The organism is Mesorhizobium sp. M1D.F.Ca.ET.043.01.1.1, assembly GCF_003952385.1.
In the GTDB taxonomy this organism is placed as follows: Bacteria; Pseudomonadota; Alphaproteobacteria; order Rhizobiales; family Rhizobiaceae; genus Mesorhizobium.
The window spans coordinates 1,507,814-1,525,478 of record NZ_CP034444.1 but is presented as its reverse complement, the minus strand read 5'-3'; the positions used below and the strand labels follow the sequence as shown (position 1 = coordinate 1,525,478).

Genomic DNA, 17,665 nt, shown 5'->3' with positions numbered 1-17,665 from the left:
CCGGACGGTGTTCCGGGCCCCGTGGAAGATCGAAGGTGTCCATGGAACAGGTCATCGCCAACGGATTATATCTCGGTGCCCAGTATGCGCTGATCGCGCTGGGTCTCACCCTGATCTTCGCCCTGATGAACGTGCTGAACTTTGCCCATGGGCAGATGTATGTTCTGGGCGGGTTCATCACCTATACCGTCTACGGCCAGCTCGGCCTGCCCTTCGTGGTGGCGCTGCTAGCGTCCGGCATCACGCTCGCCGTCATCGGCGCGCTGATGGAGAAGTTCCTCTTCCGAACCGTCATCCGGCGCAGCCATCGCGAGGAGAGCACGATGCTGCTTGCCGCCGCGACGGCCTTCTTCTTCGACGCCATCATCCTGCTCATCTTCGGCGAGAAGCAGCGCGGCGTCCCCAAGATAGTCAAGGGCGTCTTCAACGAGGCCGGTATCATCCTGCCTTACGACCGGCTGGTCGTCGGCGCTCTGGCCATCGTCTTCATCGCTGCCTTCGTGCTTTACATGCAATACAGCCGCGTCGGCCGCGCCATGCGCGCGCTCGCCCAGGACCGTGTCGCCGCCCAGCTGATGGGGGTGCGGGTCGACCGCTATTCGATGATCGGCTTCGCCATGGGGGCGATGCTCGCCGGCGTTGTCGGCGGCCTGCTTGTCACCATCACCGGCGTCAATTCAGGTATCGGCGGACCGATTTCGATCAAGGCCTTCCTGATGGTGATGATCGGCGGAGCCGGCGTTGTCGGCGGGGCGATCGCCGGCGGCTTCATCCTCGGCATGATGGAGTCGGTCGGCCTGACCGCGTTGCGCGAATATGGCGACGTCACCTATCTCGTCATCTTCGCCGCCCTGATGGTGTTCCTGTCGATCCGCCCCAACGGGCTGATGGGCAAGCCGTGGGGTTGACCGCGCCATGACCCGCAATCGCAACATGAAGATCGCTTCGGTCGCAGCCTTCCTGGCGATCGTCTTCGTCGCCGTGCCGGTCGCGATCTCGGCAAGCGGCCGCACCGACCTCTATTACACCCTGACCTCCGTGGCATTGCTCAGCATCGCCAGCGCCGGCGTCTGGCTCACCTTCTACATCGGCCGCATCAACATCGGCCAGGGCGCCTATGCGCTGATGGGCGGCTATGTCTCGGCCATACTGGTGACGAACCACGGCTGGTCGTTCTGGCTGACGCTGCCCGTCGCCGGTCTCTTCTGCGCCGCCGCGAGCGTGCTGATCGGCCTGCCGATCCTGCGCCTGCGCGGCGTCTATTTCGCAATGGTGACGCTGACGCTGACCGAGGTCGCGCGCCTGCTCGCGCTGGCGCTGCCGATCACCAACGGCGCCAAGGGCATCGTCAGCATCCCGCTGCCCGGCGCGCTGTCGGTGTTCGGCCTGACGATCATCCCTGATTTCGCCACGCTGCAGAATTCGCGGCTCGCCTTCTATTTGCTGGCGGTCACGCTGATGGTGGTGTGCTTCGGCGTGATGTATCGGCTGGTCCATTCGCGCATCGGCAAGCTTTGTCAGTCGCTGCAGCAGAACGAGGAGCTTGCCTCCTCGATCGGCGTCAACATCGCCTATCTGCGCGTCATCGCCTATGCCGTCTCCTCCTTCTTCGGCGGTGTCGCCGGCGCCATCTTTGCCGCCATTTCGCAATCGATCTATCCGTCGAGCTTCACGGTCACCGATTCCGTCAACTTCATGCTGAACTGCTTCCTTGGCGGCCTTGGCTACGTGTTCGGGCCGATGCTGGGCACGCTGGTGCTCTATTTCGGCTGGGACCTGTTGTTCCAGACCGGCGAGTTCCAGCTCCTGATCTATTCCGGCCTGATGATCGTCCTGATGCTGGTGCTGCCCAACGGCCTGCTCAGCCTCACGACTTCAACCGGCAAGAAGGCTTGAGCCATGGCCGAAATGCTCGAAGTCTCCGGTCTCAGCAAACGCTTCGGCGGCCTGGTCGCGGTCAACAACGTCTCCTTCTCGGTGCGCGAGAAGGAGATCCTGTCGGTCATCGGCCCGAACGGCGCCGGCAAGTCGACGCTGTTCAAGCTGATCTCGTCGTTCCTCAGGCCGACATCGGGCGAGGTGCGCCTGAGAGGCGAGCGCATCTCCGGCATGGCGCCGCATATCGCCGCCCGCAAGGGCGTCGTCCGCACGTTCCAGGAGACAACGATCTTCAAGAACATGAGCGTGCGCGACAACGTGATCATCGCGCACCATCTGCGCTCGAAGGCGAACCTCTTCGGCTTCTTCCTCGGCACCGGCACCGCGCGCGCCGACGAGGCAGCTTTCGGCGCATCGGCCGACGAGATCCTGGCGCTGCTCGGCCTGGCTTCGCTTGCCGATGAGACCGCCCGCAACCTGCCGCATGGCCATCTGCGGGCGCTGGGCATTGCCGTCGGCCTTGCCACCAACCCTTCCATCCTGCTGCTCGACGAGCCCTTCGCCGGCATGAACCACGAAGAGACGATGCGCATGGTGGCGATGGTGCGGCGCTTGCGTGATCTCGGCCTCACCATCCTGCTCGTCGAGCACGACATGCCGGCCGTGATGAAGATCTCGGACCGCATCGTGGTCCTCAATTTCGGGCAGAAGATCGCCGAGGGAACGCCGTCCGAAATCCAGGCCGACGAGAAGGTGATAGAGGCCTATCTCGGCAGCGAAGACGAGGCGATCGGCCTATGAACCAGATCCTGAACTTCGCCGGCGTCAAGCTCTATTACGATCACGTCTACGCGCTGAAGGGCGTCTCGCTCGAGGTCAACGAGGGTGAGACCGTCGCCCTGATCGGCGCCAACGGCGCCGGCAAGTCGTCGATCCTTCGCGCCATCACCGGCCTCAACAGGATCAGGTCCGGCGAGATCCACTACAACGGCCGGCGCATCGACGGCGCCGCCCCCGACGAGATCGTCAAGATGGGCATCGCCATGGTGCCGGAGGGCAGGCGGGTCTTCCCCTATATGACGGTCAGGGACAACCTCCTGATGGGCGCCTTCACGCGCTCGAGCAAAGCCGAGATCGCCGCGTCGATGGAGATGGTGCTGGGCCGTTTTCCCCGGCTCAAGGAGCGCTTCTCGCAGGCCGCCGGCACGATGAGCGGCGGCGAGCAGCAGATGCTGGTCATCGGCCGCGCGCTGATGGCGAAACCGAAGCTTTTGCTGCTCGACGAGCCGTCGCTCGGCGTCGCGCCGAAGCTCGTCCAGGACATCGCCCGCTCGATCGTCGCCATCAACCGCGACGAGAAGGTCAGCGTTTTGCTGGTCGAACAGAATTCTCGCATGGCGCTTCGCATCTCGCAGCGCGCCTATGCGCTGACCACCGGAAGCGTCGCGCTGAGCGGCAACTCCGCCGAATTGCTGACCGACGACCGGGTCAAGCGTCTTTATCTCGGCGGCGAGATCTGAGGTTCGCATGCGCATACTCGTTATCAACCCCAACACGACCGCGTCGATGACCGCCAAGATCGGCAAGGCGGCGGCAAGCGTTGCCTCCACGGGAACCGAGATCGTCGCCGTCAATCCGGCCGACGGTCCGCCGAGCATCGAGGGCTATTTCGACGAGGTCTTCGCCGTGCCGGGCATCATCGCCGAGATGGGCAAGGCACCTGCGGCCGACGCCTATGTGATCGCCTGCTTCGACGACACCGGGCTCGATGCCGCGCGCTGCGCGACGGAAGCTCCGGTCATCGGCATCGGCGAGGCGGCCTTCCATCTCGCCAGCCTCGTCGCCGGCAAGTTCAGCGTCGTCACCACGCTTGCCCGCTCGGTCCCCGCCATCGAGCACAATCTGGCGAAATACGGGCTTGCCTCGCGCTGCGCCAAGGTGCGCTCCTCCGAAGTGGCAGTGCTCGACCTCGAACAGCCCGGCTCCAATGCCAGGCACAAGATATCGGACGAGATCGCGCGCGCCGTCCGCGAGGATCACGCCGAGGCGATCGTGCTTGGCTGCGCCGGCATGGCCGACCTCGCCCACGAGCTTTCGCAGCAGCATGGCGTTCCCGTCCTCGACGGCGTCGTCTGCGCGGTGACGCTGGCCGAGAGCTTGCTCAAGGTCGGTCTGAAGACATCGAAGGTCGGCGGCTATGCCGCGCCGCGCAGCAAGCGTTTCGCCGGTATCTTTGCCTCGGCGTCGCCGGCAGGCGCCGGTTCGCAAGGTTAGCACGACGAATTCGGCGGGATTGACCGGGGCGCGAGCGATATTAGATTGAATCGGCTGCTGGCGATTTGGGGGCAGATCAGGCCGGATCGGGTCTGCGCATTGAAAGCATGTTGACGGTACTTAAGGAAGACGATCGCGATGACAGGCCGGCAGCGCGCTGGTCGCCGATCTACTATGGGCTGAGGGACGCCATCGTCAGCCATCGTCTCGCACCGGGCACCAAGCTGCCGGAAGACGAGCTGGCATCGATCTATTCGGTGAGCCGCACCGTCGTCCGCGCCGCCCTGCAGGCCCTGGCGCATGACCGGCTGGCGCGGCTGGAGCCCAATCGCGGCGCCTTCGTCGCGCAGCCCTCGAAGATCGAGGCGCGCGAGGTGTTCGAGGCGAGGGCGCTGATCGAGCCCAAGGTGGCGGCACTTGCCGCCAAGGCGGCGGTGCCATCGGATATCGCGCAGCTGCGCGCGCATCTGGAGAAGGAGCATCAGGCGCTGCATGACGGCCGTGACAGTGACGCCATCATGCTGTCGGCGCGCTTTCATGTCGGCATCGCCGAGATCGCCGCGCACTCGGTGTTCACCAACTTCGTGCGCGACCTCGTCTCGCATTCCTCGCTGATCATCGCGCTCTATTGGAAGCGCCGCGACGCGACCTGCGAGAAGCACGCCCATCACGCGCTGGTCGACGCGATCGAAGCCGGCGACAGCGCCAATGCCGCCGCCCTGATGAACAGCCACCTGGTCGATCTGCTGTCGGGGCTCGACCTCACCGACAAGGTGGAGAAGTCGGACAGCCTCTCGGATCTGCTGCGCTTCTGAAGCAGCAGACACCTGAAGCGGTTCGGCTTGAGCGCCGAACCGCCCGGCAAGCCGGCTAGGCCGCCGCCGCGTGCGAATAATCCATCCGCTCGAGGTCGGCGATAAGGCCGGGGCCGGTTGGCTGCCAGCCGAGATGCGCACGCGTCCATTCGCTCGAAGCTGGCATATCGAGGCCCGCGAATATCGAAAGCCATCCGAAATGATTCGCCGCTTCTTCCTGTGAGAGCGAGACCACCGGCACGTTGAGGCCGGCGCCGATCACTTGCGCGATCTCGCGCACGGAAATGCCTTCCTCGGCGACGGCGTTGTAGCGCACGCCGGCTTCCTGCTTGTCCAGCGCCAGACGGTAGAGCTTCGCGACATCGAGCACATGCCCCGCCGACCACCGGTTGCGGCCTTCGCCGACAAAGGCCGAGACGCCCTTGGCGCGCGTCAGGTCGATGAGCGGCGTGATCAGGCCCTGCTTCACCGTGTCATGCACCTGCGGCAGGCGCACCACCGATACTTTGACACCCTTCTCAGCCATCGCCGTGCCGGCAAGCTCCGACAGGATGCGCGGATTGGGATGGTCGGTGTTGAACACGTCTTCCTTCGCCGGCTGCCCGTGTTCGGCAGAGCCCATGCCCACACCTGACGTGATGATGAGCAGCCGGTCCGAGCCGGCGAGCGCGGCGCCGAGCGCCTCGATCACGCGCTTGTCCTTCTCGCAATTCGCGACGAAATTCGAAAAAATGTGGTCGAAGGCGGTGTGGATCACCGCGTCCGATTTTGCGGCGCCATCGCGAAGGCTATCGAGGTCTTCGAGGTCGCCGCGATGCGCCTCGGCGCCGGCGGCCGCAAGCGACCGCGCACCGGCATCGGAGCGGGTCAGGCCAAGCACCTGATGCCCGGCGGCAAGAAGTTCGGGCACGATTCTGGAACCAATGAAGCCGGTCGCGCCGGTAAGGAATACACGCATGGGAGATCTCCTAGGTTGTTCGGAGGTCCTTTTCGCGTTATAAATCATCCTGTTAAAGTAGTGACTTTATCATGGTATAATCATCAACAGGATCGCCATGCCTGCGGAGACCGTCAACAAGCTCGGCAATTTCCTGCGGGATCGACGCATGCGCCTCGATCCGGTCGCCTTCGGCTTCGCCACCGGGCGCCGGCGCACGCAAGGATTACGCCGCGAAGAGGTGGCGTAGCGCGCCAACATCAGCCCGACCTGGTATACCTGGCTGGAGCAGGGCAGGGGCGGCGCGCCGTCGGCGGACGTGCTCAACCGCATCGCCACCGGCCTGATGCTGACCGAGTCCGAACGCGAGCACCTGTTCATGCTGGGCCTCGGGCGTCCGCCGGAGGTCCGCTACAGAAACGTGGACAGCGTGACGCCACGCCTGCAACGCGTGCTGGACGCCCTCGAGACCAGTCCGGCAATCATCAAGACTGCGACGTGGGACGTCGTTGCATGGAACCGCGCCGCCGCCGCGCTGCTGACCGACTATTCCAAGATTCCCCGCGAGCAGCGCAACATCCTGCGCCTGATGTTCGGCAACCCGCGCGTGCGCGCCGCGCAGGATGATTGGCTCAGTGTCGCCCGCTTCGTGGTCGGGTCATTCCGGGCCGATGCCGCGCGCGCCGGCGCCGGCGCGGAAATCGCCGAACTGGTCGACGAACTTTCGCGGACCAGTCCGGAATTCGAGGCGCTGTGGCGGGACAACGACCTCGTTGCCGCTCACGGCGAAGGGGTGAAGCGTCTCCGGCACCCCGAGATCGGCCTGATCGAGCTGGAATTCTCGGTTTTCGCGGTCGACGGCCGTCCTGAGCTCGGCATGGTGGTCTACAACCCCGTAAACGCCTCGGACGCCGAACGCATCCAATCGCTGATCGCGTCGCGCTCCACCTAACGGCGCATCCGTCGGCTTCGGACCGCCGCGCGCCGGATCGCCTGCGGCGGTTGGCCGAAGCTTCTCATGAAGGCGCGGCGCATGCGTCCGGCGTCGCCGAAGCCGCTCTGCTCGGCGATGCGGTCGAGCGCCGCGTTGCTGCTTTCCACCGCCATCCGCGCGGCTTCGAGGCGCAGGCGTTCGACGGCCTTGGCCGGCGTGGCGCCGGTTTCCGCCGCGAAGACGCGGGCGAAATTTCTGGGGCTCATGGCCGCGCGGTCGGCAAGGCGCTCGACGGTCAGCGGCTGGTCGAGATTGGTCCGCATCCATTCGATCAATTCCACGAAGCGGCCTGAGCGTCCGCCGAGCTCGATGAGGCCTGAGAATTGCGACTGGCCGCCGGGTCGGCGCTGATGGACGACGAGCTGCTGGGCGGTGCGCCGCGCGATGGCCGGCCCAAGGTCGTCCTCGATCAGCGCCAGCGCCAGGTCGATGCCCGCCGAAATGCCGGCCGAGGTCCACACGCCGCCGTCCTGGATGAAAATGCGCTCGGCATCGAGCTTCACCTTCGGATAGCGGCGGGCGAAGTCGTCCGTGCTCCACCAATGCGTGGTGGCGGACCGGCCGTCGAGAAGACCTGCCTCCGCGAGCAGGTAGGCGCCGGTGCACACGCTCGCCGTCCTGCGCATGCCGGCCTGCCGCAACCACGCAACGATTTCCTGCGCTGCCGTTATCGAGCGGATGATCTCGCCGCCGGAGATGATGGCGGTGTCGAGTGCCACGTCGACGGACAGGGGCCGCGCCGCAAGCCGCATCCCGGACGAGCTCTCGATCTCGCCGCCGCCAGGCGCCAGCATCTTCAGGTCGTAGCTGCCCGGACAAAAATGCTCAGCCAGCTCGAAGGCCGCCGCCGGCCCTGCGGCATCCAGCAGCTGGAAGCCTGGATGGATGATGATGCCTATCATTCGGCGCATAGCAGTTTTTGCCCGATATATGTCATTTCGGACAAGACCTATCGGAGCTAGGCTGATCGTCAAGCATTTAGATCAGAAGGAGCAAGCCATGAGCCTGCGTGTCGTGCTGTGGAGCGCCCTCGGCGTCATCCTGATCCTCGCCGCGACCGGCGCCGCTTGGCTGCTGTCGCTGCCCTCGGCGTCGCTGGCCGCCATGCAGCCGGCGATCGACGCCAAGGAGGCCGAAGCCACGCTCGCGGCATTGAAGCCGCAAAGGCGCGAGCGCCCGCTGATCGCCATCGTCGGCATCAACGACGGCACCGAGACCACCGATTACCTGATGCCCTATGGCATCCTGCGCCGCGCCGGTGTCGCAGATGTCGTCGCGTTGGCGACGCAGCCGGGGCCTATGAAGCTGCATCCGGCCTTGCAGGTGGAGCCCGACGCGACGACAGCGGCGTTCGACGGGGAGCATCCGGAAGGCGCCGACTATGTCATCGTCCCCGCCATGATGCGGGATGACGACCCCGAGGTGATGGAATGGCTGAGAAGCCAATCCGCCAAGGGCGCGATGGTGGTCGGCGTCTGCGCCGGCGCCAAGGTGGTTGGCGCGAGCGGGCTGCTCGACGGCAGGCATGCGACCACGCACTGGTATTCGCTGAGCGAGCTGCGCAAAAAGCATCCGACGGTTCGCTACGTTCCCGACCGGCGCTACGTCGTCGACCGCAGTGTCGCGACCACGACCGGCATTACGGCGTCGATGCCGATGATGTTGATCTTGATCGAGGCGATCGCCGGCCGCGACAAGGCCGAAGCCGTCGCCCGCGATCTCGGCCTCGACCATTGGGATGCGCGGCACGACAGCGGCGCCTTCAAATTCACGCGGCCGTTCGCGCCGACCGCGATCGGCAATACCCTGGCCTTCTACAATCACGAGCAGCTGGGTATTCGGCTTGAGCCCGGCCTGGACGAAGTTTCGCTGGCGCTGGTCGCCGACGCGTGGTCGCGGACCTATCGCTCGGGCGCGGTCACCTTTGCCGCCAGGGACGGCGCCATCGTCAGCCGCGACGGCATCCGCATCCTGCCCGACCAGGTCGCGGCAGACTGGCCGGTGGAGCAGCTCGTCCCGGCGACGGCCGACATGCGTCCGGCAAAGGCGCTCGACCAGGCGCTTCGGGACATCTCGGCCCGCTACGGCGCGCGCACGACCGACTTCGTCGCCATGCAGCTCGAATATCCGCGGACGCCGCAATGAGGGCGAACGGAGCCACGCCTCGCGCGCGGGTTTGAGAGGCTTATGATCGCACGCCGGTGCCGCCTTGCGAGCGGATATGATCGATGAATGCGCGCAGCTTCGGCAGGACCTGATGCCTTTCCGGGTAGTACAGAAAGACACCCGGCGAGCTGACGGCAAATGCCGTCAGCAGCGTCTTCAGGCGTCCGTCCGCGATTGGCGAACTGGCAATCGGGCCGGGCACCTGGGCAAGTCCGGCGCCCTGGATCGCGGCTCCGAGAAGCGTGGGGTAGTCGTGCGCGATGAGTGGTCCGCTGACGATTGCCTCGATCGCCTTGTTGCCTTGGGCAAAGCGCCACGGCGCGACTATGCCGTTCGATCGACGCAGGCGCAGGCAGGCGTGGTGGCGCAGATCCTCGATGCGCTCCGGCACCGTTCGGGAACGAAGGTAATCGGGACTGCCGACCACCATCATCGGGAAGGACGGCGACAGTCGGACGGCAACCATATCGGGCGCGATCAAATCGCCCATGCGGATGCCGGCGTCGAACCCCTCGGCTGCAAGGTCGGTCAGTTCGCCGCTTGCGACGATCTCCAGCTCGATCTCGGGATAGGCCTGGCAGAAGGACGCTATCATCGGCTCCAGCAGTGTCGGCACCACCGCGGGCGGTACCGAGAGGCGCAAAAGGCCCGCCGGCCGCTGCCCTATCCCGCGCGCGATCTCGCTGGCGGCGATCAATTCCTCGAACGCGGGCCGGGCGCGCGCGAAGAAGCGCTCGCCCGCCTCGGTCAGTCCGACGCTGCGGGTCGTGCGGACGAAGAGCGCGGCGCCGATGCGCGCCTCGAGCGTCCGTATGGCCTGGCTGATCGCCGACGGGGTGACGCCAAGCTCCGCCGCCGCCTTGCGGAAATTGCGATACCTGGCGACGCTCAGGAACGCCTCGACGCCGTCAAGCGCGCCATGCCTGACTGTGAAGTTCTGCTTCATGACCCATCGATATTATCGCGGATAGTTGCCGGCACAAAGCGGTCGTATCTCTGTTGTGGATTGGAAGCCTGAAGGAAGTGGCAAATGACAGACGATTTCGATCGCGTGCGCGATCACTACCGCGCGACCGGCCTGGCCGAGCGCCTGAAGATGGCGCTGGCCGTATTGGGCCCGGACGGACAGCGGCTCAAGCCTGAGCAACTTGCCACCCTCGACCAGTTCCACACCCGCGGGCTCGCCGCGACGGCCGAGCTCGCCAAATTGGCCGGCATAACGGCCGGCATGTCGGTGCTCGACGTCGGATCGGGGGTGGGCGGGCCGGCCCGGTTTCTCGCCACGACCTACGACTGCGAGGTGACCGGCATCGACCTCAGCGAGGCGTTCGTCGAAGCCGCGCAATATCTGACTGCACGGACGGGGCAGGGTGGAACCGTTTCGTTCAAGGCCGGCAGCGCTCTGGCGCTTCCCTTCGACGACGGTGGCTTCGACGTCGTGTTGCTGCAGCATGTGGCGATGAACACCGCCCGCTGCTTTATGGCGAGATCCGGCGCATGCTGAAGCCGGGCGGAAAATTCGCCACCTTCGACGTCGTGCTGAACGGCGGCGACCCGCACTACCCGGTGCCCTGGGCGAAGACGCCGGCGGAAAGCTTCCTGCTCTCCGCCGCCGCGACCTGCGAGGCGATCGAGGCCGCGGGGTTCCGCACGCTTGTCCATCAGGACGATACCGCGGAAGCCAAGACCTGGTTCGCGGCGCTGCGGGCGTCCGGGCCGCCGCCTTCGCTTAATCTCGGCGTCGTCATGGGGCCGGGTTTCGCGGATTTCGCAGCCAATCTCGGGCGCAATCTGATGGAAGGCCGGCTGGGTGTCATGAGTGCCGTGTTCGAAGCCGTTCCGATCAAGAGCTGAGAGGAGACGAAAAATGTCGCCAGCGACGATCTTCAACATCCATCTCGTCCTGGGCTATGTGCCCTGGCTGCTTTGCTTCGGCACTTACATATGGCCAAAGCTCAAGCTCATGGACCATGTCGAGGCGCAGCGCGCCATCGCCACGCTGCACAGCTTCCGCTTCTTCGGGCTGGTCTTCCTGCTTCCGGGCGTCGTCGGTCCGAACCTGCCCGCAGGCTTCGCCGTCTTTGCCGCCTATGGTGACTTCGCGACCGGACTTCTGGCCATGCTGGCGCTGCTGGCGGCGAGGAGGCCTTCGATCTTCTGGCCGCTCGTCGTCGCCTTCAATGTCGTCGGAATCGTCGACATTGTCGTCGACTACTATCACGGCACCGTGCTCGACCTTCCATCCCAGGCCGGGCAGTTGGGTGCGACCTACGCGATCCCGATCATCTATGTGCCCCTGCTGATGGTCACGCATGTCGCCGCCTTCTATCTGCTGGCTCGCCCACAGCCCAAGCCCGCGACGGCCACCGGCGACCAGGAAACAGGCGGCCTCAACTCCCTCCGCTCTCCTTCATCCGCTCGATGATCTCGGTCATCAGCGTTTCCTGCCTCGCGTTCCGTTCGCATCCTTCGGATCGTCCTTGCTGTGTCCGAAACAAAGGAGCACCGCAATGGCCCTTATGGTCGTTATTTACCCGACGCCGAAGGACGTTCAGGCGTTTGATCGACACTACTTCGATATCCACGTGCCTCTCGCCAAGAAGCTTCCGGGTCTCAGGAAATACGAGGTCAGCGACGGCCCGATCGCGACGCCCGTGGGAGCCTCCGGCATTCATCGGATCGGAGCGCTGTATTTCGACGACCTTGCGACGCTTGAAAAGGCGTTCGCAAGCCCGGAGGGACGAGCGGCCGGGGCGGATCGCCGGATTTACGCACCTGACGACTCGGGTGTTCAGATGTTCCTTTTCGACAATAAGGAGGTCTGAGCCCGCCCTGTTCGGCGGGCGAACGGATGAAATGATGGCCGATCGGCCTCGATGCAGCCTAGTACACCGGCGTCGCCATGTGCCGCGGCGTCGGCCATTCGGCCGTGATGTCCGGCTGCACCGGCCGTTCGAGATAGGTCGACAACACGACATAGCTGCGAGTCGAGACCACGCCCGGCGTCTCGTAGATCCGCGACAGCAGGCCTTCCAGCGCCCGCGTGTCCTCGGTGCGCACTTTGAGCAGCATGCAGGTGTCGCCGGCGACGGAATGGATCTCCTCCACTTCCGGACATTCGGAGATCGCCATCAGCTCCGGCGTCTTGCCCCAGCCTCTTGTGTCGATATGCACGAAGGCGAGCAGCGGCTTCTTCACCGCCTTCGGATCGATGATCGCCGAAGTGGCGCGGATGGCGCCGCTGCGGCGCAGCCGCTTCACCCGCTCATGCGCGGCCGGCGGCGAGAGGCCAACACGCTCGCCAAGCTCGGCATAGCTGATGGTCGCATCGTCGACGAGCACGCCTAATATTTTTCGGTCGATCGGGTCGACCTCGCGGGCAGGTTGCCTGTTCCGCTGAATGTCATCTGTTTCTGCGTCCATATGGAAATTCTCCATTGATGCTGAATTTAATTCGGCCATTATGGAGATATGTCGAACAGTGATCAATCAGCAATTCTGACCGCCGCGCCCCGCATGCCGATTCCGGCGGCGGCCTACCTGCTCACCGGCTGCATCGCCGTCATCGGCTCCAACTCGCTGGTTCTCGGGCCGATCGCGCCCGCCGTCGCGGCATCGTTCGGGGCGAGCGTGCCGGCGGTGATGACGGCTGCCGCCGCTTTCGGCCTCGGCACCTCGGCCAGCGCGCTCTTCCTCGCCCGCTACATCGACAGGATCGGCGCGCGCCGCATGCTGCAGGGCGCTTTGCTGCTGCTCGCGCTGGCGCTGATCGCCAGCGCCCTGGCGCCGACGGGGCGGCGCTGGTCGCTGCCAGTTCGTCGCCGGCATCGCCGCCGGCGTCGCCATGCGGCGATCTATGCCAGCGCGGCGGCGATCGCGCCCCGCCGCGAAAGCGGCACCATCGGCGTCGTGCTGACCGGCTGGACGCTGTCCATGGTCGCCGGCGTGTCGATGTCGGCCGTGCTTGCGATCTCATCCATTGGCGCGCCGTCTTCTTTGCCGTGGCGCTTCTGGCCGGCACCGCCGTCGCCGGCCTGACGATGAACTCGCTGCGTGACGCCAGAAAAGCGGTCCGGCGCCTCGCCCGGCGCGCTGGCGGTGCCGCATCCTGCCGCTGCTGATCGCTTGCGGCGCCTTCATGCCGCCTTCTACGCGTCTACGGCTATCTCGGCGATCATCTGCATAAGGATCTCGGCGAACCCGTCAGCGCCAACGGCCTTGCGGCGATCGCCTATGGCCTCGGCTTCGGTGCTGCCGCGCTTCTCGACGGCGTCATCGATCGCCTCGGCGCCCGCCGCGTCATGCCTTTCGCCTATCTCCTGGTCGCCGCGGTCTATGTCGCTATGGCCTTGGCTAGCGGCGTCTTCGGCCTGCTTATGCACGACAGCTGCCTGGCCTGGCCAATCATTCGGGCTCAACGTGCTGGTGATGCGGCTGACCGCGCTCGATCCCGCGCGCCGCGCCCATCATGGCCTGAACAGCGCGGTCACCTATCTTGCGGTCACCATCGCACCGCCGGCTTCGGCCCGCTCTACACAGGTCTCGGCTTCGCCAACTGCGCCTGATCGCCGCCGGATTGATGCTGGGCGGCAGGCCGCGGCGTGGCGGTCGGGGCTGACTGTCCACGCAGTCAGTTCGGGCTCGCAACAACGACCGTGCGCGCCGCCCTTAGCAGCCATGGGCATGCATAATAGTCGCTGATCCGATTGATGATCCCGTTGGTGGCTTCGATCCGAACCGGATAGGCCGGTTTCCAGCCGGCTTCGTCCCGGTGGAGCACGAGCAGCACGATCTCGTCATCGACCGCGCCAATCGTCATCTGCCAGTTCGCCTTGCCCCTTTCATATTCGACGAAGTAGATCGATTCCGACAAGTGTCCCCTGAAGCAGTCCGAGACCCGCAGTTGCGCGTCGGCGCTGGTCAATGCCCGCACACCGTCCCAATCACGGCGGTTGAAGAGTTCGATATAGCGGTTGAGCAGTTTCGACAGCCCAGGGTCTGGCGAAGGCTCATGGCGCACGGCCGGCTGCTCCGGCAGCGCGGCCAGCTTGGCGCGGCCACGGCTCAATGCGGCCTTGACGCCACCGATCGTCGATCCGACGAGATCGGCAATCTCTTCCAGCGAATGATCGAAGACGTCTTTCAGCAGAATGCAGGCCCGTTCTTTCGGAGGCAGGTGGATCACCAGCCGTTCGATGGCACGATCGGCGCCCTGGCCGGCGGGTTCGACCGGCAGAACGATCTCGTCGACCGCGAAATTGGCTTCGGCGCGTCGGCGTGTTTGCTGGTTGCGCAGGAAATCGATGCAGCGGTTGTGCGCGGTGCGAAACAGCCATGAACGAAGAGCGCCCGGATCGTCGATCATCTCGATCTTGCGATAGATCTCGAACAGCGTTTCCTGCATCACGTCCTCGCCGTCGAGCGCCGAGCCGGTCATACGCGAGCAATAGCGGTGCAGCCGTTGCCGCAAATGCGCGACCGTTTCCAGGAATGCGGCGTAACGAATGTCGAAGAGCCCGGTGGGCTCAAATCTTGGCTGAATCGTCATGACAACACGAATACCGTTCTGCATGTCTTACCGGTGCAAGGCCCGCCCACCTTACATCGTCCTGATGTCATCGGGAGTCCGATCGAAGCGATCGTGCCTGCCATCGACATGCATCACCGGCGCGGCCGCCAGTTCATCCGGATCGATCCCGTCGAGAGCCGCAATCGGAATGGCGAAGACGATACCGCCAAGCATCGGGATGTCGCCGCGCGCCGGCATGCGCACGCCGCAGGTCGCGCAGAAGTGATACTGGATGCTGGGCGCTTCCCTGCCGGGCGGGATCCACTGATATTCGGCCTGCGCTTCGGCCCCAGACGTGAGGCGAAAGTGCTGAGGACCGACGAACCCCACCCAGGAGCGAGTCTTGGTGCATGTCGAGCAATTGCATTTGACGGTTCCCCGGCTGAGGTCGATATCGGCCTCGAATCGAACTTTGCCGCAATGGCAGCTTCCTGCGTAGGTCTTCAGCATATCCCGATAATCTCAGCGCTCGCCGACCGGCACGCGCCGGCCTGCCTCCAAGACGTATGCCGGCGATAAAAGGATACGTGGCGTGAGACGGGTTCTCGCGGCAGGCATCTGGCATGGTCGAGTTCATTGCGCGCCGCCGTCATTTCAGCACGCGATAGGTCAGCGTCACGACGCCGCTTTCGAACCGGCGGGTGTCCGTTAGCTCCAGCCTGACCAGCGAAGGATCGACATCCTGGAAAGCGCGCTTTCCGGAGCCGACCCGCGTCGGCAGGATCGACAGCTGATATTCATCGACCAGCTTGCCGGCGAGCAGGGTCTGATCGAGCTGGCTGATCCCGTATTTCAATATGTCGCCGCCGCCCTCAGCCTTGATCGCAGCGAGGCCCGCGACAACGTCGCCTTCGATCAGGGAAGCGTTCCAGCCGACATCTTTCAGGGTTCGTGACGCGACCAGCTTCTTCAGCCCGTTCATGCGGTCCATATACTTGCCCTGGATCTGCGGCCATCGGCTGGAAAACAGCTCGTAGGTCACACGCCCGAGCAGGAAATACTCCGCCTCGCCGGCCTTGGCATAGGAATGTTCCAGCGCATCTCCGACAAAGAAGGGCGATGCCCAGTTCATCGGCGCCTCGATCACGCCGTCGAGCGAGACGAAGCTGCCGATTATCAATTTCCTCATCACAAATTCCCCTGTTGAAGGGCCGGTGCTGCTAGGACGTTCGGGATGCGCTCCGGGATACGTGGCGCGGCAATTTTTTTGAAGACCAGGGTTGGCTTGCCGATGCCTCGGGTCCTTCGATATGCCCTGGAAGTGAAACGGCCGGATCGGAAGCGCGATGAAGACGACCCTTGAAGTCACGGCCGAGCCCTTGCCGCGGGACCTTGCCTTTGTTGGCGAGAGCCTTACCGCTTTCAATGACGGCGATGTCGGCGCGTCGGGCCGCAAGACGCTGGCCGTCTTCGTCCGCGACGACGCCGGCGCGATCGTCGCCGGCATATCGGGGTACACCGCCTGGGGCTGGCTCTACGTGCAATGGCTCTGGGTCGACGAAAAGTTGCGCGGCCGGCGCATCGCCGCCGGTATGCTGGAGGCCGCCGAACGGGAAGCGCTGGCGCGCGGCTGCCAGGCCGCCTGGATCGACACCTTCAATCCAACCGCCGCCAAGGTCTATCAGCGCCAGGGCTACCAGCCGTTCGGCACGCTTGCCGACTTCCCGCTCGGCCGCAACCGCATCTTCCTGCAGAAGAAGTTGTCTTAACCCGCCAGCCTTCCGCCGCGCATCGGCTGCGGCACCCCGGTGGTGCTCGGAAAGCTGATCGGCAGGCCGCGCAGCACGCGCACGGCCAAGAAGGCGAAGCACTCCGCTTCCACCGCGTCGCCCTTCCAGCCGAGCGCCTCGGCCTGCACCACTTCGACGCGAGCGCGGCTCTCGAGCATCGCCATCATCGTCGGGTTGCGGCGGCCGCCCCCGCTGACCGCCAATCGTTTCGGCCGGCGCGGCAACAGGTCGAGCGCCTTGCCGACGGCGGAGACGGTGAACGCCGTCAGCGTCGCCGCGCCATCCTCGACGCCGAGCCCGTCGGCCATCGCCGCGGTGAAGTCGAAGCGGTCGAGCGACTTCGGATAAGGTTTCGTCAGATAGGGATGCTGCAGCAGCCGCTCGAGCCGCGCCTCGTCGACCGTGCCCGCGGCCGCCAGTCTGCCGTCGCGGTCCATCTCGCCGAGACCCTTCGCCTTGACGAAATCGTTGACCGGCGCATTGGCCGGTCCGGTGTCGAAGGCGACGATTGCGTCCTTGCCGTCCCACCAGGTGATGTTGCCGACGCCACCGAGATTGAGCACGGCGGTGTCGCCGCTGGCGTCCGCCTCCTTGAGCAGCGCCGCATGGTAGGCGGCGGCCAAAGGTGCGCCTTGTCCGCCTGCGGCGACATCGGCCGAGCGGAAGTCGTAGGCCACCTTGGTGCCGAGCAGCGCCGCCGTCAATTCGCCGTCGCCGAGCTGACGCGTCCTCCCGATCCGCCCGGGCTGCGGCGCGCGATGCAGCACGGTCTGGCCGTGGAAGCCGACGACGCCGATATCGGCCATGGTCATGCCCTGGCTTTCGACGAGATCCCTGACCGCGGCCGCCTGCGCGCGCGTCAGCGCTTCCTCGGCCTCGCGGAAGATCGCCGGCTCCGGCCCTTCGAAATTCCAGGCGCGCGCCTGGCGCAGCGTCTCTTCGAGAAGCGCCCGGATCGATTGCGGGTAGGGAGCCAGAGTATAGGTGCCGAAGTCGGCGATGCGCTCGCCGTCGGTCCTGATCAGCGCCACGTCGATGTTGCCGTCGAGCACCGTGCCGGTCATCAGGCCGACGGCCCAGATTGGTTCCATGGTCGCTCCTCGAATCGCCGTTGACCACGTGTCGGACGGATCGGGCCGGCAGGCAAGTCCTTCGCGTAGTCAGCGAAGTCTCGCATCCCTTCACGGCTTTTTGCGTCAGGCTGCGAAAATGGAGCAATACCGTTCTTGCCTCTTGCGGCCGAAGGCGCAAGCTTGTGCGACACGTCGGCGTCGGCCGAACATCGAAGGACATCGCAAGGAG

At 65.2% G+C, this 17,665-nt stretch carries 20 protein-coding genes and 2 pseudogenes; 14 read left to right on the top strand and 8 right to left on the bottom strand.

Translation table 11 applies throughout. From position 1 onward, the window contains the following. The first annotated feature begins 41 nt into the window (after nucleotides 1–41). From EJ067_RS07700 to EJ067_RS07675, 6 genes are all read left to right on the top strand, one after another. A complete protein-coding gene (locus EJ067_RS07700) occupies nucleotides 42–908 on the top strand; it encodes a branched-chain amino acid ABC transporter permease (protein ID WP_126085422.1) in 867 nt (288 codons plus the stop codon). A gap of 7 nt (nucleotides 909–915) precedes the next feature. Beyond that, nucleotides 916–1,896, top strand: coding sequence for a branched-chain amino acid ABC transporter permease (locus tag EJ067_RS07695; RefSeq protein WP_126085421.1), 981 nt, complete (start codon nucleotides 916–918; stop codon nucleotides 1,894–1,896). A 3-nt stretch (nucleotides 1,897–1,899) separates the two neighbouring features. Continuing rightward, on the top strand, nucleotides 1,900–2,679 hold the full coding sequence (locus EJ067_RS07690; RefSeq protein WP_126085420.1) for an ABC transporter ATP-binding protein: 780 nt from the start codon (nucleotides 1,900–1,902) through the stop codon (nucleotides 2,677–2,679). Next, on the top strand, nucleotides 2,676–3,398 hold the full coding sequence (locus EJ067_RS07685) for an ABC transporter ATP-binding protein (protein ID WP_126085419.1): 723 nt from the start codon (nucleotides 2,676–2,678) through the stop codon (nucleotides 3,396–3,398). The genes EJ067_RS07690 and EJ067_RS07685 overlap by 4 nt, the downstream gene beginning before the upstream one ends. A gap of 7 nt (nucleotides 3,399–3,405) precedes the next feature. After that, nucleotides 3,406–4,152, top strand: a complete 747-nt coding sequence (locus EJ067_RS07680) for an aspartate/glutamate racemase family protein (protein ID WP_126085418.1) — start codon at nucleotides 3,406–3,408, stop codon at nucleotides 4,150–4,152. Nucleotides 4,153–4,259: 107 nt separating this feature from the next. Continuing rightward, complete coding sequence (locus EJ067_RS07675; protein ID WP_126085417.1) at nucleotides 4,260–4,967, top strand: GntR family transcriptional regulator; 708 nt, start codon at nucleotides 4,260–4,262, stop codon at nucleotides 4,965–4,967. Between the two features lie 55 nt (nucleotides 4,968–5,022). On the opposite strand, the gene EJ067_RS07670 is transcribed toward EJ067_RS07675, so the two are convergent. Beyond that, complete coding sequence (locus EJ067_RS07670; RefSeq protein WP_126085416.1) at nucleotides 5,023–5,925, bottom strand: SDR family oxidoreductase; 903 nt, start codon at nucleotides 5,923–5,925, stop codon at nucleotides 5,023–5,025. A gap of 97 nt (nucleotides 5,926–6,022) precedes the next feature. Here EJ067_RS07670 and EJ067_RS07665 point away from each other — a divergent pair. Further along, nucleotides 6,023–6,856 (top strand): annotated as a pseudogene (locus tag EJ067_RS07665) (helix-turn-helix transcriptional regulator). On the opposite strand, the gene EJ067_RS07660 reads toward EJ067_RS07665, so the two are convergent. Continuing rightward, the gene (locus tag EJ067_RS07660) at nucleotides 6,853–7,800 is read right to left on the bottom strand and encodes a GlxA family transcriptional regulator (protein ID WP_210211705.1); all 948 of its coding nucleotides are present in this window, start codon (nucleotides 7,798–7,800) and stop codon (nucleotides 6,853–6,855) included. The pseudogene EJ067_RS07665 and the gene EJ067_RS07660 sit on opposite strands and share 4 nt — an antisense overlap. Nucleotides 7,801–7,897: 97 nt before the next feature. On the opposite strand from EJ067_RS07660, the gene EJ067_RS07655 reads away from it, so the two are divergent. Continuing rightward, a complete protein-coding gene (locus EJ067_RS07655; protein WP_126085414.1) occupies nucleotides 7,898–9,043 on the top strand; it encodes a DJ-1/PfpI family protein in 1,146 nt (381 codons plus the stop codon). Between the two features lie 40 nt (nucleotides 9,044–9,083). Here EJ067_RS07655 and EJ067_RS07650 read toward each other — a convergent pair whose 3' ends face one another. Beyond that, complete coding sequence (locus EJ067_RS07650) at nucleotides 9,084–10,010, bottom strand: LysR family transcriptional regulator (RefSeq protein ID WP_126085413.1); 927 nt, start codon at nucleotides 10,008–10,010, stop codon at nucleotides 9,084–9,086. An 84-nt stretch (nucleotides 10,011–10,094) separates the two neighbouring features. Here EJ067_RS07650 and EJ067_RS35130 point away from each other — a divergent pair, with 84 nt between their 5' ends. The 4 genes from EJ067_RS35130 to EJ067_RS07635 all read left to right on the top strand — a co-directional run bounded on the left by EJ067_RS35130 (nucleotide 10,095) and on the right by EJ067_RS07635 (nucleotide 11,889). Beyond that, nucleotides 10,095–10,568, top strand: a complete 474-nt coding sequence (locus EJ067_RS35130; protein WP_245468199.1) for a methyltransferase domain-containing protein — start codon at nucleotides 10,095–10,097, stop codon at nucleotides 10,566–10,568. Continuing rightward, nucleotides 10,562–10,918: a hypothetical protein gene (locus EJ067_RS35125; RefSeq protein WP_245468198.1), complete on the top strand. Its 357-nt coding sequence runs from the start codon at nucleotides 10,562–10,564 to the stop codon at nucleotides 10,916–10,918. Before EJ067_RS35130 ends, EJ067_RS35125 begins: the two co-directional genes overlap by 7 nt. 13 nt (nucleotides 10,919–10,931) lie before the next feature. Further along, nucleotides 10,932–11,489, top strand: a complete 558-nt coding sequence (locus tag EJ067_RS07640; RefSeq protein ID WP_126085412.1) for a hypothetical protein — start codon at nucleotides 10,932–10,934, stop codon at nucleotides 11,487–11,489. 85 nt (nucleotides 11,490–11,574) lie between these two features. Further along, nucleotides 11,575–11,889: an EthD family reductase gene (locus EJ067_RS07635; protein WP_126085411.1), complete on the top strand. Its 315-nt coding sequence runs from the start codon at nucleotides 11,575–11,577 to the stop codon at nucleotides 11,887–11,889. A gap of 58 nt (nucleotides 11,890–11,947) precedes the next feature. On the opposite strand, the gene EJ067_RS07630 is transcribed toward EJ067_RS07635, so the two are convergent. Then, entirely contained in the window at nucleotides 11,948–12,487 is a 540-nt protein-coding gene (locus tag EJ067_RS07630) for an Lrp/AsnC family transcriptional regulator (RefSeq protein ID WP_126085410.1), read from the bottom strand. 48 nt (nucleotides 12,488–12,535) lie between these two features. Here EJ067_RS07630 and EJ067_RS07625 point away from each other — a divergent pair. Further along, a pseudogene (locus tag EJ067_RS07625) lies at nucleotides 12,536–13,626 on the top strand (MFS transporter); the annotation flags it as partial. A gap of 68 nt (nucleotides 13,627–13,694) precedes the next feature. On the opposite strand, the gene EJ067_RS07620 reads toward EJ067_RS07625, so the two are convergent. The 3 genes from EJ067_RS07620 to EJ067_RS07610 all read right to left on the bottom strand — a co-directional run bounded on the left by EJ067_RS07620 (nucleotide 13,695) and on the right by EJ067_RS07610 (nucleotide 15,762). Next, nucleotides 13,695–14,612 (bottom strand): sigma-70 family RNA polymerase sigma factor, encoded by a 918-nt coding sequence (locus tag EJ067_RS07620; RefSeq protein ID WP_126085409.1) that lies wholly within the window; start codon nucleotides 14,610–14,612, stop codon nucleotides 13,695–13,697. A 51-nt stretch (nucleotides 14,613–14,663) separates the two neighbouring features. Then, the gene (locus EJ067_RS07615) at nucleotides 14,664–15,083 is read right to left on the bottom strand and encodes a GFA family protein (RefSeq protein WP_126085408.1); all 420 of its coding nucleotides are present in this window, start codon (nucleotides 15,081–15,083) and stop codon (nucleotides 14,664–14,666) included. A gap of 139 nt (nucleotides 15,084–15,222) precedes the next feature. After that, on the bottom strand, nucleotides 15,223–15,762 hold the full coding sequence (locus tag EJ067_RS07610; RefSeq protein WP_126085407.1) for a dihydrofolate reductase family protein: 540 nt from the start codon (nucleotides 15,760–15,762) through the stop codon (nucleotides 15,223–15,225). Between the two features lie 157 nt (nucleotides 15,763–15,919). Here EJ067_RS07610 and EJ067_RS07605 point away from each other — a divergent pair, with 157 nt between their 5' ends. Beyond that, nucleotides 15,920–16,342, top strand: coding sequence for a GNAT family N-acetyltransferase (locus EJ067_RS07605; RefSeq protein ID WP_126085406.1), 423 nt, complete (start codon nucleotides 15,920–15,922; stop codon nucleotides 16,340–16,342). On the opposite strand, the gene EJ067_RS07600 is transcribed toward EJ067_RS07605, so the two are convergent. Then, the gene (locus EJ067_RS07600; RefSeq protein WP_126085405.1) at nucleotides 16,339–17,454 is read right to left on the bottom strand and encodes an anhydro-N-acetylmuramic acid kinase; all 1,116 of its coding nucleotides are present in this window, start codon (nucleotides 17,452–17,454) and stop codon (nucleotides 16,339–16,341) included. The two genes, EJ067_RS07605 and EJ067_RS07600, sit on opposite strands and share 4 nt — an antisense overlap. Nucleotides 17,455–17,665 lie beyond the last annotated feature (211 nt).